At 60.7% G+C, this 14,580-nt stretch carries 10 protein-coding genes; 5 read left to right on the top strand and 5 right to left on the bottom strand.

The features are described from left to right. Positions 1-211 precede the first annotated feature (211 nt). Together FHW96_RS22015 and FHW96_RS22010 are read left to right on the top strand one after the other, a co-directional pair. Complete coding sequence (locus FHW96_RS22015) at positions 212-559, top strand: response regulator (protein ID WP_172342717.1); 348 nt, start codon at positions 212-214, stop codon at positions 557-559. A 127-nt stretch (positions 560-686) separates the two neighbouring features. Beyond that, a complete protein-coding gene (locus FHW96_RS22010) occupies positions 687-1,364 on the top strand; it encodes a dienelactone hydrolase family protein (protein WP_253951145.1) in 678 nt (225 codons plus the stop codon). Positions 1,365-1,405: 41 nt separating this feature from the next. Here the strand turns inward: FHW96_RS22010 and FHW96_RS22005 are convergent, their stop codons facing one another. The 4 genes from FHW96_RS22005 to FHW96_RS21990 all read right to left on the bottom strand — a co-directional run bounded on the left by FHW96_RS22005 (position 1,406) and on the right by FHW96_RS21990 (position 8,225). Next, entirely contained in the window at positions 1,406-1,987 is a 582-nt protein-coding gene (locus FHW96_RS22005; protein ID WP_172342716.1) for an RcnB family protein, read from the bottom strand. A 153-nt stretch (positions 1,988-2,140) separates the two neighbouring features. After that, positions 2,141-4,030, bottom strand: coding sequence for a PAS domain S-box protein (locus FHW96_RS22000; protein WP_253951144.1), 1,890 nt, complete (start codon positions 4,028-4,030; stop codon positions 2,141-2,143). A gap of 155 nt (positions 4,031-4,185) precedes the next feature. Continuing rightward, positions 4,186-6,426, bottom strand: coding sequence for a bifunctional diguanylate cyclase/phosphodiesterase (locus tag FHW96_RS21995; RefSeq protein WP_172342715.1), 2,241 nt, complete (start codon positions 6,424-6,426; stop codon positions 4,186-4,188). Between the two features lie 284 nt (positions 6,427-6,710). Next, on the bottom strand, positions 6,711-8,225 hold the full coding sequence (locus FHW96_RS21990) for a CHAD domain-containing protein (RefSeq protein WP_172342714.1): 1,515 nt from the start codon (positions 8,223-8,225) through the stop codon (positions 6,711-6,713). Between the two features lie 809 nt (positions 8,226-9,034). Here FHW96_RS21990 and FHW96_RS21985 point away from each other — a divergent pair. From FHW96_RS21985 to FHW96_RS21975, 3 genes are all read left to right on the top strand, one after another. After that, positions 9,035-10,885: a PAS domain-containing sensor histidine kinase gene (locus tag FHW96_RS21985; RefSeq protein ID WP_172342713.1), complete on the top strand. Its 1,851-nt coding sequence runs from the start codon at positions 9,035-9,037 to the stop codon at positions 10,883-10,885. Then, the gene (locus FHW96_RS21980) at positions 10,878-11,582 is read left to right on the top strand and encodes a response regulator transcription factor (protein ID WP_172342712.1); all 705 of its coding nucleotides are present in this window, start codon (positions 10,878-10,880) and stop codon (positions 11,580-11,582) included. Before FHW96_RS21985 ends, FHW96_RS21980 begins: the two co-directional genes overlap by 8 nt. Positions 11,583-11,789: 207 nt before the next feature. After that, positions 11,790-13,316, top strand: coding sequence for a PAS domain S-box protein (locus FHW96_RS21975; protein WP_172342711.1), 1,527 nt, complete (start codon positions 11,790-11,792; stop codon positions 13,314-13,316). 48 nt (positions 13,317-13,364) lie between these two features. On the opposite strand, the gene FHW96_RS21970 is transcribed toward FHW96_RS21975, so the two are convergent. Next, the gene (locus FHW96_RS21970; protein ID WP_172342710.1) at positions 13,365-14,231 is read right to left on the bottom strand and encodes a TauD/TfdA family dioxygenase; all 867 of its coding nucleotides are present in this window, start codon (positions 14,229-14,231) and stop codon (positions 13,365-13,367) included. Between the last annotated feature and the right edge of the window lie 349 nt (positions 14,232-14,580).

The following is a 14,580-nucleotide window of genomic DNA, read 5'->3' as shown; positions in this document are numbered from 1 at the left end:
CGGGCCGATTGAGTGAGGTGCCGCCGTCAAATGAGAATCGCAGCCCCCTATCTTTTCTTGATCGCAAGGAATGGAATCGCGGTTTGCAGGGCCGCTCAAGTAACCGCCGTGCACGGAACTCCATTAAACTCTTGGCGGCTCCGCAACATTGCGGAGAGCGGTTGGCGCTTCACTGCTGGCACATGTGCTGCGACCAGAAAAAGGACTCGTCATGCACCACGCACTAATCATCGATGACAACATGGTCATCAGCCGCGCTATTCAGAGCAGGCTTGAGGCATTGGGCTTTGTTTCCTTTGACCTTGCCTGGACCCAGCAACAGGCGCTGGCCGCAGCCGAGCGACATTGGCCCGATCTGATCGTTATTGGCGATGACATCGAAACCGGCTGTGCGGTCGAGGCCGCGCGCCGCATCACGGACCGCCATGCCGTTCCCGTGCTGATGGTGACCGGCGATTATGGCCGGGCCAGAGCGCGGCTGGAAAAGGAAGAGGCGCTGGTCGGTCCGTTCCTGCTCAATGAAATCGAGGCTGCGGTGGAGCTGGCCAACACGCGCTAGGTCGCCGGGCGGCGGGCCGACAGGGGCCATGCTCGTCATCGCATCGGTAACCGGCGGGGGCCAGGAGGCTGCACATGGGCAATCGAGGCAACTGCTTCGGCAAAACCGCCGGGCATATACCGGATATATGGCCATCTGGCTTGTGACCCCGGCCATGCTTGCCGCCATCCCGCGCTTTGTCAGTGTCGGCTCCGGGCTCGTTCTGGAGGCCACGCTGCATGTGCCGAGTCTGGCGCGCGGGCTCGTAATTTTTGCCCATGGCAGCGGCAGCGCGCGTTTCAGCCTGTACAACAACCACGTCGCTGCCCGTCTGCGCGCCGATGGGTTGGCCACGCTGCTGCTCGATCTGCTGACGACCGAAGAGGAGGAGGAGGACCGCAGGCTCGTGTTCAACATCGATCTGCTCGCCTCGCGCCTACGCCTTGCCACGGCATGGGCCGCGATCCAGCCCGACACGTGCCATCTGTTGCCCTGCTATTTTGGCGCGAGCACGGGCGCTGCCGCCGCTTTTGTGGCCGGGGCGGACAACCCGCGCATTGCGGCCATTGTTTCGCGCGGGGGGCGGCCCGATCTTGCCGGAGAGGAAGTTCTGGCCCGCGTGACGGCGCCCAGCCTGCTGATCGTGGGCGGGCGCGATGAGGTTGTGACGGATCTCAATCTGATCGCCTTCAAACATATGCGTTGCAGGCGCGATATTCAGATCATCCCAAAAGCGGGCCAGTCCTTTGAGGAACTCAGCACGCTCAATCAGGTGGTGACGCTGGCCAGCATCTGGTTTCGCCATCATCTGGGCGAGAAGCTGTGATGGCCGCGGCCCTCATAGCGGTCTGAGGGCCGGTCGCCGCTTTAACGGAATTTGTGGCGCAGGATCTGGAGAATGGCCCCGTTGCGCCTGTTTACCAACATGGCATCATTGCCATAGCGCACCCAGACGCATTCCCATGGCGGCGCCTTGAGCGCAAACAGCCAGTAATTATCGATCCAATAGCCGCGGCCCCAATAGACACGGGGCAGGACGCTGCCCACAGCCCAGGCCTGATAATGAAAGCCGGGAGGCGGGCTGTAGGTCGAGGTGTATGTTGAGGTGGACATCGAAGTGGATGTCGAGGTGGATATGCCCGTGGATGTATAGCTTGTCCGCGAGGGCATGCCCGGGTGGGTTTCCGATAGGATCGGGGGCGCCGTCGGTTGGCGACAGCAGGTGTCATTGTCTCTTTGCGTCGCGGGCCGGGCCGGTTCGACCGGGTTCTGTATCTGGGGCGGCACGGGGAGGACGGTGCGAAAGCTCTCGCCAGGACGCGGCTGCGCCCAGAGCGGGCCGGAAAACAGCATCAGCCCGAAGGCCAGCGCGAAGGAATAGAGCGAAACACCCTCCGGTCGAAGATCGCGTTCCGGCCCGGTCATGGTGATGGATAAAGGCTGTTTCATCGCAGGCATTCCTATCCAGTTGGCCTATTCGGCGGGAGCGTCGGCAAACATCGTGCTGTTCCAGACGGTCTGACCAAACTGCCCAAGGCCGATGCCGGGGGATATTGGGAATGTCCCCGATAGGCGCGTGCCTATTCGAGGTGAGCGGCGCTTTTATTTGGCGCGGGGCAGCGTGAAGTGAAAGCTTGTGCCCCGTCCTTCGCGGGTCTCCAGCCAGATTTTGCCTTCGTGGGCCTCGATGATCGTGCGGCAGATTGACAGGCCCAGACCCATGCCATCCGGCTTGGTGCTGGAAAACGCCTTGAACAATTGGTCATGGATGGCAGGCGCGATGCCGCAGCCCGAATCGCTGATCGTCACTCTGGCAAAGTCGGTGCCATAGGGATGGGCCTCGATCCGCAGGCGGCGTTCGGCACTGTCGGCCATCGCCTCGCAGGCATTGCGGATGAGGTTTATGATAACCTGTTGAATTTGAATGCGATCAGCCAGAACCGTCAAGGCGTCCGGGCCCAGATCGAAATAGGTGTGAACGCCCTGTTCGCGTGCGCCCATCAGCGCGAGCGCGCATGCCTCGTTGATGACGGAGGGCAGCGTTTCGACCGTGCGCTCGACGGTGCCCATCGTCACAAAGGCGCGCAGGCGGCGCACGATCTGGCCTGCGCGCAGGGCGTTTCTGGCCGCATCGTCAAGCGCCTCGCGCATGGCCACCAGATCCCAGTCCTGTGGTCCTGCGATCAGGTTATGGGCGGCCTGAACATAATTGACGACGGCGGCGATGGGCTGGTTGAGTTCGTGGGCCAGCGTGGAGGCCATCGCCCCCATGGCGCTGATTCTGGAAACATGGATCAGTTCGGATTGCAGCGATTCGAGGCGTTCCTCGGCCTGAAGCCGCTCGGTCAGGTCCTGTAGAAAGCCGGTAAAGATATGTTGTTCGCCATCGCGCGCCTCGCCGATCGACAGGGTGACGGGAAAGGTGGTGCCATTCTTGCGCTGGGCGAAAACCACGCGCCCCTTGCCGATGATCCGCTTTTCGCCGGTTTCAAGATAGCGGCGCAGATATAGATCGTGGCGATGGCAATCGGGGGCGGGCATCAGGATGCTGATATTGCGCCCGACAACTTCCTGCGCCTCATAACCGAACATCGCCTGGGCCGCATCGCTGAAAGATAGGATCACCCCGTGGGCATCAATCACCACCATGGCGTCGGGCACGGTCGAGAGGATCGAGGTCAATAGGCTTTCGCGGGCCAGCAGGGCATTTTCATCGGCGCGCCGCCGCGTAATGTCGGAAACGATCTCGGCAAATCCGCGCAGGCTGCCCTTTTCGTCATAAAGCGCGGTGATCGAGAAAGCGGCCAGAAAGGTGCTGCCATCCTTGTGCAACCGCCAGCCTTCGCCTTCGATACGGCCTTCGCAGCGGGCCTGCGCCAGATCCGTCTCCGGCCCGCCCGCAGCAAGCAGGGAGGCGGGATAGAAAATGGAAGTATGTTTGCCCAGAACCTCTTCTTCGCTCCACCCGCTCAGGCGCTGGGCGCCCTTGTTCCAGATCACGACCCGGCCGCTCGGGTCCAGCATATAGATTGCAAGTCCCGGGGTGCCGTCGATCAGCAGGTTGAGTTCTTCGGCCGCCTGCGCGAATTGTTCGGCGCGCCTTTGTGATTCCAGATTGGTTTGGATGAGTTTGCGCCGTAGCGTATTGGCGATTTCGCCAACCGTGATGATGCCGCCCGCTGTTGCCAGAAAAAGCGTGGATTGAACAAGTTCGCTCATCCCCACGCTTTCGCTCTGGGCAAACAGAAAGCCGAAGCAGAGCGAGAGCACGCTGGTCAGAAGCGCAGGTCCCGGACCGCACCACAGGACCGTGATCAGGACCACAAGCGTAAAGGGAAGATAGGCGGCCCGCTCGCCGATGAACGGGTCCATCATCAAGCGCAGGATCGCCGCAATCAGCACGCCGATCACGGCGATGCCATAGCGAAATCTGACCGAGTTGTCCCATCCTCCTATCGCGATGGCTTTGTCTCCCCCGGTGCGGCGGGCCATGCGGTTGGCAGGGCGCGGCTATCCTCTCCAATACGGATAAAAATACATCCATTTTGGATAATCGGCAATGCCGCCCCCGTATTTCAGCGACGGACGGGCACGGGAATGCGCCGGCTTATGGGCGGCGATAAAGCCGCCCGCCCCGCTGGGGAGCCTTAACCGTTGGCCTGACGCGGCGGAGAGGACAGATGCAGACGGGCGAATTCATCGACCGAACAGGGGCGGCCGAAATAATAGCCCTGTCCCTTGTGACAATGGCGCTGTTGCAGAAAGCGCAGCGTGGTCTCATCCTCGATGCCTTCGGCAATCACCTCCAGCCCCAGCCCGGCGGCGATGGCGATCAACCCCTCGACGACCACCTGATCGCGCGGCGAGGCCTGCCCCAGTCGGGTGAAGCCCTTGTCGATCTTGATCGCGCTGATCGGATAGGAGCTGAGCAGGTTGAGAGAGGCAAAGCCGGTGCCGAAATCGTCGAAGGACAGGCGGACGCCGGTTGCGCGGATCGCCCGCAATTGTTCCAGAATGTCGCTTTGATCGTTAAGGATGATGTTCTCGGTGATTTCCAGTTCAAGCGCATCGGCGGGCAGATCGTGGCGCAGCAGCGCCCCGGCCACCACAGCGGGCAGATTGCCTTGCTTGAACTGGGCCGCCGACAGATTGACGCTGATGCCGAAATCGGGCTGTTGATGGCGCCATTTTGCCGCCTGCGCGCAGGCGGTGTCGAGCACCCAATTGCCGACTTCCCCCGCCAGCGACCCGGCCTCCAGGGCATCGAGAAAGGCGCCGGGCGGCAGCAGGCCGCGCACCGGATGGTGCCAGCGGATCAGGGCCTCGGCGCTGGTCACACGCTCGTCGGCCATATCGATCTGGGGCTGGTAGAACAGCGCGAACTGCCCGTTCAGAAAGGCATGGCGCAGCTCCATCTGGAATTGCCGCCGCGTAACCGCCTGTGCCCGCATCTGGGGCATGAACAAAGAGACATGGCCGCGCCCCAGCCCATAGGCCTGATGCAGCGCCAGTTCCGCATCGCCAACCAGTTCGTCGGAGGTGAATTCGCGATCCGGCGCATCGTTGCAGGAAAACTCGCGATCCGGTGTGTTTTGGGAATTGGAGAGGCGCTCTGGCGCAACTGCCATCCCGCAATAGCTGCCGATCAGGATTTCCTGCCCCGCAATGGCAAAGGGTTCGGCCAGAGCTGCGTTGATCGCCCTTGCGATATGCCCCAAGGCTATCGGGTCGCGCGTGTTCAGCACGGCGGCGAATTTGTTGCCGGTCTTGCGTGCGACCAGTGCAGCCTCAGGCGCGCTGGCCCGGATGCGCTCGCCCACCTGGCGCAGCACCTGATCGCCCAGTGCATGGCCCAGTGTGTTGTTGACATCGCTCATCCCCGACAGATCGGTGATGATCATGGACAGGTCTTCTCCCTGCCCCAGCGCCTCGTCAATATAGCGGAACAGCAGGCTGCGGTCAGGCAGGCCGGTGGTATTGTCGTAATGGACCAGCCGGTTCAGCGTGGCGCGATCGGTTGAGGCATGAGACAGGTCGCGCACGATGATGCCAAAGGCGGTCTGGTCGCCTTCCTGCCAGTGTGACCAGTGCAATTCGACGGGAAACTGGCTGCCGTCCTTGCGCCGCGCGACCAGCATCGTCGTATCGGCCTCGGGCATACTGCCTTGCAGGGCGCGTCGCATTCCGGCGCGGGTGATGCTGCGATGTTCCTCGGTCAACAGGTGGTCGAAGGGCGCGCCGATCATGTCTTCTTGTGACCAACCGAACATCAGCGCCGCTTCCGGGTTGCAGGCGGTCAGAAAGCCCCGCTCGTCGCAACTCAGGATCGCGCTGGGCGTCGTGGCGCGGTTCGCGGGCAGAAGCAGGCCCGAGCCTTCGCTTGCGCTGATCGCGATCCGGCGCAATTCCAGCCGGTCGGACACCATTTCGGCCAGTTGCAGCAGCCTTTCGCGGTCCTGTGCATCGAAGGCGCCGTTCGCGCGGGGGGCCGGGTCAAGCAGGCATAGCGCGCCCAGCGCATGCCCTGAAGGAGAACGCAGCGCGATCCCGGCGTAAAAGCGCAGCATGCCCGCCATCACCAGCGGATTGTCGTGAAAGCGTTCGTCCTTGGCCGCATCAGGCACCAACATGATGCCGTCCTGATTGATTGCATGGCCGCAGAAACTGGTTTCACGGGCAAGGCGCGATGGGCAAATGCCGAAACTGGCGGCATGGGTGACATTGTTGCGCCCCACCATGTTCACCCCGGCCCCGGCGCAGTTGAACAGACGGGCGGCCATATCGACGATGGGCTGCAGACTTTGCAGACCTTCGGCCGGGTCGACCTGATATTCGGCCAGCGCCAGCAACCGTTCGTTTTCGTCTATCGCAACCTCTGGGTGCCGCATCACCCTTCTCCTCATCCCACTCGGAGCGCCGATTGTTCTGTTTGGTGAGGCGCCGCCCGATCCACCCTATACACTCTGTACATCCACCTATTCCCATATAAACATTCGATTGCAAATCTAATTGTTAAGTAATGTTAAGGATTTAAGTGCAGGCAGATTAACCGGACATCCGCTCTGAATGTCCCGTTGCAGGGTTTGATTTTCGCCTCGGGCAGATAGTTACATCATATTTTCTGCATATATGTATCTCGAAAGCCTCAGCTTTTTCTCGGCCCTCTATTCCATTACGCCCGCCACCATCGCGAGGCTCTGCGGACATCGGCCAGCGCGTCGTCCGTCTGCCGCATTAGCTTTTCGCAATTTCCGTTTTGCAAAGAGAGCAATCTTTTTAGCTCCGCTGCGATCTGTGCCGTCGCGATAGGGTCGGGATTATCGGCAAAAGGGGGGAATCGGTCCGATGTAATCGCATGATCGTGGAGCTTGCCCAGCTTGTCCTGCAAACGTTCGAGACAGAAAATAAAGGGTTTTTTGCTGCTCTTTCCCGCTGATTTGGGCCATAAGGATCGGAAAAAGCAGGCGGAATAGCGCATATCCTTTGCCCGAATGCGCAGGCGATGGAGCCCGCGTTTACCCAATGCGTCGATTCGCGGGCCATCGAACACCAATTGGTGCCGTTTGCGCGACAGACATTGCGCGGCAAAAGGGCCCAGAGGCAGATCGCCGTCCCTGTTGCCCGGATTGCCCGTCTCTATGCCCAGCGCCAGTTCGAAAAGCAGACGTTGAAACGAGGTGGAGGCCAGTACACGTCCGGCTTCCTGCGTCGCTTCGCCCTGAGCCTTGTCGATAGTGGCCAGCACGGCCTGTGCCCCGCCATCGCCGGCGTGCTCCATCAGGCGCAGATGCAGGACATGGAGATCGCGCGCCTTGCCCAGAACGCCGCCGACCGCTTTGATGCCAGCTTTCAGCCGGTGCCTTTCACTTTCCGGCAGGCACTGTCCAAAGAGGTCAAAGGCAACCCGCATCCGCCGAATGGCGATGCGGCATTGGTGGACGGCTTCATGGTGGCCGGTGGCCACCACCAGCGGATAATTGGCCAGCAATTGATAAAGGCAGTTCCAGCCGATCGAGTGAAAGCCATCGGCCACAGTCATCGCTTCCGACAGGATCGGTTCCTGTGCTGCTCTTTCCATATGATCGTTCGCACAGGACCGCCATGCGCATCGCTTGGACTTGCTGACAACCGACCACTGGAGCTTGGGGCCGAGCGGGAGGTCTAGCGCAAGCCTCAACAGATCGCAGAGGCGCCCTTCGACCAGTTCGAGTTCCAGTTCGCAAACCTGTTCGGTCTGATCCCCTGCGGCAAGAGTGCCGCTGTCAAAGTCGACCTCGACGCTCGAGTCGCCGGCCTGAATATGGCGCGTAAGGCGCGTAATCCGGCTGATCGAGGTGGGGCGGACATCATTGTGGCCCAGAATGCGGCATAATCTTTCGCGGATCGGCGTGGGAAATGTCTCGATCTGGGGCATCTTGCCGGTCAGCGAGGTGGTCCATTCCTCGCGATGCACGGTGCCGCAGGGCAGCGACATGACTTTGACCGTCTGTTCTCGTTTGCCCGCACGGGATCGGATGCGCAGACTGATGCCCGCCTGTTCCAGCAAGCGGTCCGGCGTGTCGAAATAGGTCGTGATGAAACGGCCGCTCCTGCCGCTTCCCGCAAGGCGAGGATGGCTTTCCAACGCCGCCAGCATGGTGGGTGAGGCATTCAGTTTGATCTCGATCTCGATAGGAGCATTCTTCATGACGTCTTTCGCAAGTTCGGGAACCGGGCCGCTTCCTGCATCGCAGCGCCTGCTCATGCCTTTTGAAAATCGGCGAATTATTCCTTTGGGACCATGCGCAAAGCATGGTCCCGCCTGAACCGGCATCGGGGGAAACGCCATGTACAGTCTTCTGTCCGTGTCAAATTCGGACAGCGCAAATTGCGCTTGGTAGCAGGCAATCCGCATGGCGGCGGGGGTGGGGGCGATGCGAATTGCCTGCCGCCTGCAATGTGCCCGCCCACTTCCTGCCTAGCGATCCGCAAACATACGAGGGGCGCGGGAATGGGGCATCGGGCGTGGGCGCGAGGCTGGAATCCGTCTTTTTCCTGAGGGTGGGCTGATGGCTCGGCGTGCAGAGGCGGAAAGGGCTTCTGCGCGTATGGCGTTAGGATCCTGCGCCATGACGAGGGGAAAGAAAGGCGATAAAAAATAAGAGATTGTATTGATTCAACTGCGTCTCGATCCGAAAATTTGTCAGAAAGACGTCGCTTCATTGCGATCCTGACAGGATAGCCAAAATGATGACTCTGGACCTCGATGGTTAATGCTATTATGTCATTACCTAGCAATAATACGGATAGCCACGCGCCTCTCCGCGTTTCACCGGTTATATCCGCATTTGGTTGGTTGGCGCTTGAGGAGGCGCCCAATCACCAGGTCGGGGCGGCGTCTTTGAAATAGCGAGTGGAGATTGCTCGAAAAGCCCGGACAAACGGGCCTCGAATAAAAAGCGGGGGGGGCAGCGGATGGTTTTGGGAAATCTTGAGATTGCAAGACCGACATGGGCGTTGTTTCTTGAACATGTCCCTGCCGCCGTTGCGATGTTCGACCGCGACATGTGCTATATCGCGTGCAGCCAGCGCTGGCTGACTGATTACGCGCTTGATGGCCCTTCGGTAATAGGTCGCTCTTACTATGCGTTTTTTCCCGATGCCGATGACCGATGGCGCGATATTCACCGCCGTGCGCTGGCCGGGGAAACGCAGCATTGCGATCTGGAGCGCTTTCGGCGAGGCGATGGCTCATGCGATTGGGTTCAATGGGAAATCGTGCCCTGGCGTCTGCCCGAAGGCGGCATTGGCGGGGTCATGCTTTTTACCCAGAAGCTGACCGGTATCGTCGAGAATGATGAACGCGCGCGCGCCGTCAAGCGGCAGCTCGATCTGTTGATCGACAATGTTCAGGACTACGCGATCTACATGCTCGACCCTGAAGGGCGGGTGTCGATGTGGAATGATGGCGCGCGCCGCCTCTTCGGCTGGGACGAGGAGGAAATGCTTGGCCGTCATTACGAGCGATTGTTCGATGCGCTCGACAATGCCGCCGGGCGACCCCGCCATCAGTTGGCAAAGGCGGCGCGCGACGGTTCCTTTCGGGATCGTTCGCTGCAATTGCGCAAGGATGGCAGCCACTTTCTGGCCGATGCCACGCTGAGCCGGATTCGCGACGAGCATGGCGTGCTGATCGGCTTTGGCCGGGTTGTGCATGACATCACCGACGAGGATGAATGGCGGCGCATGATCGCGGCCAATGAGACCCAGATGCGCCTCATTCTCGAAACCATCCCCGATGCGATGGTGGTGATCGACGAGAAATGCTCCATCCAGTCCTTCAGCGCGGCGGCCGAGAAACTGTTCGGCTACAGCGTGCCCGAAGTGCTGGGGCGCGACGTCACGATGCTGATGGTCGATGCCGAAGCGACCCGCAATGGCGACGATCCGGCCTGTTTTGGCGTGCCCGGCAACGGCCATATCGTGGGACAGCCGCGCCGGGTCATCGGGCGGCGCAAGGATGGCTCCACGCTGCCTCTCGAACTGGCCGTGGGCGAGGCCAGGCTGGCCGACCGACGGGTGTTCACCGGTTTTATGCGCGATCTGACGCGGCGCGAGCGGGCTGATGCGCAACTGCGGGAATTGCAGAATGAGCTGTCCCGCCTGTCGAGGATCTGGGCGGTGGGCACGATGGCCACGGCGCTGGCCCATGATCTCAACCAGCCTTTGGCGGCCATCACCAATTATGTCCAGGCTTGCGCCCAGATGGCGAAACTGGGCGAAAGCGAGGCGGCAGGCGCGATGTGCGATGCGCTGGCGGCGGCGGGGCAGGAAGCGTTGCGCGCGGGCGCCATCGTACAGCGTCTGCGCGAATTCATCGCCCGAGGCGAATTGTCGCTGAGCCGCGAGCAGCCCGATGTGCTGGCCCGGCAGGCCTGCGCTCTTGTGATGCCGGGTGGGGCCTGTCCCGATGTGCGATACAATGTGGATATGTCCGCAGATATCAATCCGGTGCTGATCGACCGGGTGCAGATCCAGCAGGTTCTGGTCAATCTCTTGCGCAATGCGGTCGAAGCGGTGGGGCCGGGCGGCGCGATTACCGTCAAAGCCACCGAGCAATGGGACATGATGTGTTTGTCGGTGATCGACAACGGCCCGGGCATTTCCCCCGACATTGCCGATGCCCTGTTCGATCCTTTCGCCACAACCAAATCGACCGGCATGGGGCTTGGCCTGTCGATCTGTCGCGCGATTGTCGAAGCCCATGGCGGCAACCTTTGGCACGAAGCTGTGCCGGGCGGGGGAACCGCCTTTCATTTCACGGTTCCGATGGTGATACGGGGTCCAGGGGAGTTCAGCGATGACTGAGAGGCAGATCGTTCATGTTGTAGATGATGAAGATTCCATGCGGCGGTCGCTTGATTTTCTCTTGCGCAACGCCGGATATGCCGTCGAACGCTGGCCCGATGGCGAAACCTTTCTGAAAGGCGTCTCGCGGGAGGCACGGGGCTGCGTCCTGCTCGATATACGCATGGTGGGGATCGACGGGCTGGAGGTGCAGGCGCGCATGGCCCGCGAAGGGCTGGATTTCCCGGTGATCATGCTGACGGGGCACGGCGATGTCCCGCTTTCGGTGCGGGCGATGAAGGCCGGGGCGGTCGATTTTCTCGAAAAGCCATGCGATCGCGAAAAGCTGCTTCAGGCGATCCGAACCGGTTTTGGCTATCTGCACGACCGCGAAACGCGCGCAGAGCAGCAACTGCTGGCCAAGACGCGCATTGCGGGATTGACCGAGCGTGAGCGGCAGGTGCTTGACGGCCTTGCCTGCGGCTATCCCAACAAGACCATTGCCTTTGATCTGGGGATCAGCGTCAGGACGGTGGAGGTTTACCGCGCCAATCTGATGAGCAAACTGGATTTGACCAATTTCGCTGACACGCTGCGGATCGCCTTTGCCGCGGGTCTGGGGTCGGATGACGCATGGCAGAGGACTTATCGCATCGCCACAAAAAGGGGCCTTGCGCCGGTGCGGGCGGCGGCATCGGGGGTATTTCATGAGCGCTGAGCGGGCTCTTGACAGGCTTTCCCGGCAGGCGCGCGGGCGCCCTATTGGGAATGTTACGAATAGCGCCGGGAGTCGCGGCGTTGTCAGTAGGTTGGCAAGGCTGGACCCGAGCGTGAATCGCGCTTCGGGACTGGCGTGAGAACAGAACGGGTCTGCACGGATAACTGTCATGATGTATTTTAGCGGCATTCTACGCCGATGAACCACATGGATGATCCCGTTACCTTGGGCGACGACAAGGTCATGCGCCACAGGCTGATGGAGGAAGCCATCGAGCATGTCGACGAGGCGTTGATGGTGTTCGATGTTCATGGGGTTGCGGTGGATTGCAATTCGGCCTGCGCCCGTTTCAACCGGTTTCCAAACAAGACGGAATGGAAACTTGCACTGCAGGAGGGCTGGGGCCCGATTGAGCGCGTCGCGCTGGGCAAGGGATTGCCCAATGACAGCTATGAGTTGGTCAAAAGGGCGCTGGCCGGAGAGACCACGCGCGGCGCCGATTATCGGATGCGCCGCATCGACACGGGCGAGCAATGGCTGGGTCGTTATACGATCGGGCCGGTGCGCGATGGCGAGGGGACGATCATCGGCGCCTTTGCGGTGGGCCGCGATGTGACGGCGGAACAGGCGCTGATCGACCGACTGACGGTCAATATGCGCTATCACACCTCGATCCTTGAAAGCGTCCCTTTTGCCACCACGCTGGTGGACGACGACTGGATTGTCACAGCGGTCAGCCGCAAGACCGAGGTGTTGTTTGGATGGAATGCGCAGGATCTGATCGGGCAATCGGGCCTGATCCTGCTGACAGAGCTTTCACGCGTGCTGATCAAACAGCGTTACGATCATTTGCGCGGCACGCCTTTTGAAGGCACGATCGAGGTCGGCGCGCTCGAATTCCTGCGCAAGGATGGATCGACCTTTACCGGCCGCACACGCTTTTCCAGGTTTCGCTATAGCGGCGGGGCCACTTACACGATTTATGTCGAGGATATCACCGAACATCTGGCCGCGCAGGCTACGATGGAGCGTTTGCAGGCGCAGGTCACGCACCTGTCGCGAGTGAACGCCATGGAGACCATGGCCAGCACGCTTGCCCATGAACTGAACCAGCCGCTGGCCGCGATCCTGCTGAACAGCCAGACGGCGCGGGCGCTGTTGCCGTCGGGAACGCGCGACGATGTGATCGCCTCGCTTGACGAAGTGGCCCTGCTGGCCTCGCGCGCGGGCGATATCATTCGCAAAATGCGCTCCTTTATCCGCCATGGCGAGATCGAAAAAGTGCCCGCCCGCCTCGATGCCATCGTGATGGAGGCGCTGGCTTTGTCCGAGCCCCATGCAAGGGAGCATGAAGTGTTTGTCGAAGCCGCGCCCTATGAGGGCGAGGCGCGCGTGCTGGTCGATCCGATCCAGATCGCACAGGTTCTGGTCAACCTTATCAGCAACGCGGTCCATGCCGTTTCGGGCCGCAACTCGCCCTATGTCGATGTCTGCATCAAGGATCACGATGACCATTTCCTGCGTGCCGTGGTCACGGATAATGGTCCGGGGCCTCATGTCGACGGCCGCCATGCGCTGGCGGGATTTGGCGGCAAGCCGAGCGCTTCGGATCAGGGACTGGGCCTGTCGATCTGCCGGACGATCATTGAATCGCACGGGGGACAGGTTTGGCTCGACCATGTTCCTTCGGGTGGCTGTCTGGCCTGTTTCACCCTGCCCAAAATGAAAGCCTGAGAACCTGTTTTCGGCCCCCCTGCAACAGGGGGAGCCGAAAAGAAGCGGTCAGAGATCGGCCCAGAGCGGCTCATCCTCGATCAGCACGCGGTTGAGCAGGCGGGGGTAATCGCCGTAATTGCGCACCGCGTAATGCACCGCGCCGCGATTGTCCCAAAAGGCCACCGAGCCGGGGCGCCAGTTGAAGCGGACCTGAAATTCGGGCCGCTTGTATTGCAGCAGGACCGCTTCAAGCAATTCCTCGCTTTCGGCCAGATCCAGACCCAGAATCTGAGGGTTCTGGGTGAAATTGACCCACAGGATCTTCTCGCCGCTTTCGCGATGGGTGCGGATGACGGGATGCGAGACGACCGGATAATCATGACCGGCCGCCTCCAGCGCGGCGCGGAAATCATGGGTGGCATAGGCGCGTTCCAGCCTTGCCCTGATGTCCTCGGGCAGGCCCTGATAGGCCAGATGCGCGTCCACCCAGACCGTATCGCCGCCCACCGGCGGCAGATCGACCGCAGCCAGCACCGCGCCCCACGTCGGCACAAGGCGCCAACTGGTGTCGGAATGATAGGCCTCGCCCGGTTTGATCCCGCGCCGCTTGGCCAGCTTGTCATATTTGGCATTTTCTTCCGCCGCGATCTTGTGGATGGGCGAGAGGTCGGGGGTGGCCTGTTTCGACGCGGTGGTGGTGGGATGGGTGTAGAGCGGGCCGAATTGTGCGGCGAAGCGGGCCTGCGTTTCGGGCGTCAGGGTCTGGTCGCGGAAAAAGACGACCTTGTGACGGATCACTGCGGCCCGCAGCGCCTCGCGCTGGGCATCGCTGAGCGGTTGGGACAGGTCGATACCGTGAATTTCAGCGCCGATGGTGGGTTGCAGCGGGCGGATGTCGAGAATGGCGGGAGTATGGGTTTGAGATAGAGACATGTTGTTCTCCTTCGTGGCGAGAAATTACCCTTTTTCGATAAGGGCATCATGCCGAAGGAATTGGCGGCGAATAATTTGATATTATTTTTGACGTATTGATTTTTAAAATTGTATATTATTCATAAATAAGTCAATTAACTTATTGATAATGGTCTATTTTATTTTTAGATTTGAAGAATCTAATAGGCGTCCGCAGTGGGGGCGATGATCGGATCGTTGTTGCCGATGCTGCGGTGCAGAGCCCTGGGATTTGGCCTGCCAGATCGCGCGCGGTGATGACATGTTGTTCAGAGTGAAAAGTCGCTCCAATCACACTGGCAGCTACCGGGGGCGATTTCAGGCGGGTTTC

It is taken from the genome of Novosphingobium sp. SG751A (genome assembly GCF_013149295.1).
Classification (GTDB): Bacteria; Pseudomonadota; Alphaproteobacteria; order Sphingomonadales; family Sphingomonadaceae; genus Novosphingobium.
Note: the sequence above shows the minus strand (reverse complement) of the source record. Positions and strands in the feature narration are given on the sequence as shown.

Bases quoted from the DNA above. Each gene is read 5' to 3' on its own strand.
- FHW96_RS22015 (WP_172342717.1), top strand. From the start codon at position 212: ATGCACCACGCACTAATCATCGATGACAACATGGTCATCAGCCGCGCT.
- FHW96_RS22010 (WP_253951145.1), top strand. From the start codon at position 687: ATGGCCATCTGGCTTGTGACCCCGGCCATGCTTGCCGCCATCCCGCGC.
- FHW96_RS22005 (WP_172342716.1), bottom strand. From the start codon at position 1,987: ATGAAACAGCCTTTATCCATCACCATGACCGGGCCGGAACGCGATCTT.
- FHW96_RS22000 (WP_253951144.1), bottom strand. From the start codon at position 4,030: ATGGCCCGCCGCACCGGGGGAGACAAAGCCATCGCGATAGGAGGATGG.
- FHW96_RS21995 (WP_172342715.1), bottom strand. From the start codon at position 6,426: ATGCGGCACCCAGAGGTTGCGATAGACGAAAACGAACGGTTGCTGGCG.
- FHW96_RS21990 (WP_172342714.1), bottom strand. From the start codon at position 8,225: ATGAAGAATGCTCCTATCGAGATCGAGATCAAACTGAATGCCTCACCC.
- FHW96_RS21980 (WP_172342712.1), top strand. From the start codon at position 10,878: ATGACTGAGAGGCAGATCGTTCATGTTGTAGATGATGAAGATTCCATG.
- FHW96_RS21975 (WP_172342711.1), top strand. From the start codon at position 11,790: ATGGATGATCCCGTTACCTTGGGCGACGACAAGGTCATGCGCCACAGG.
- FHW96_RS21970 (WP_172342710.1), bottom strand. From the start codon at position 14,231: ATGTCTCTATCTCAAACCCATACTCCCGCCATTCTCGACATCCGCCCG.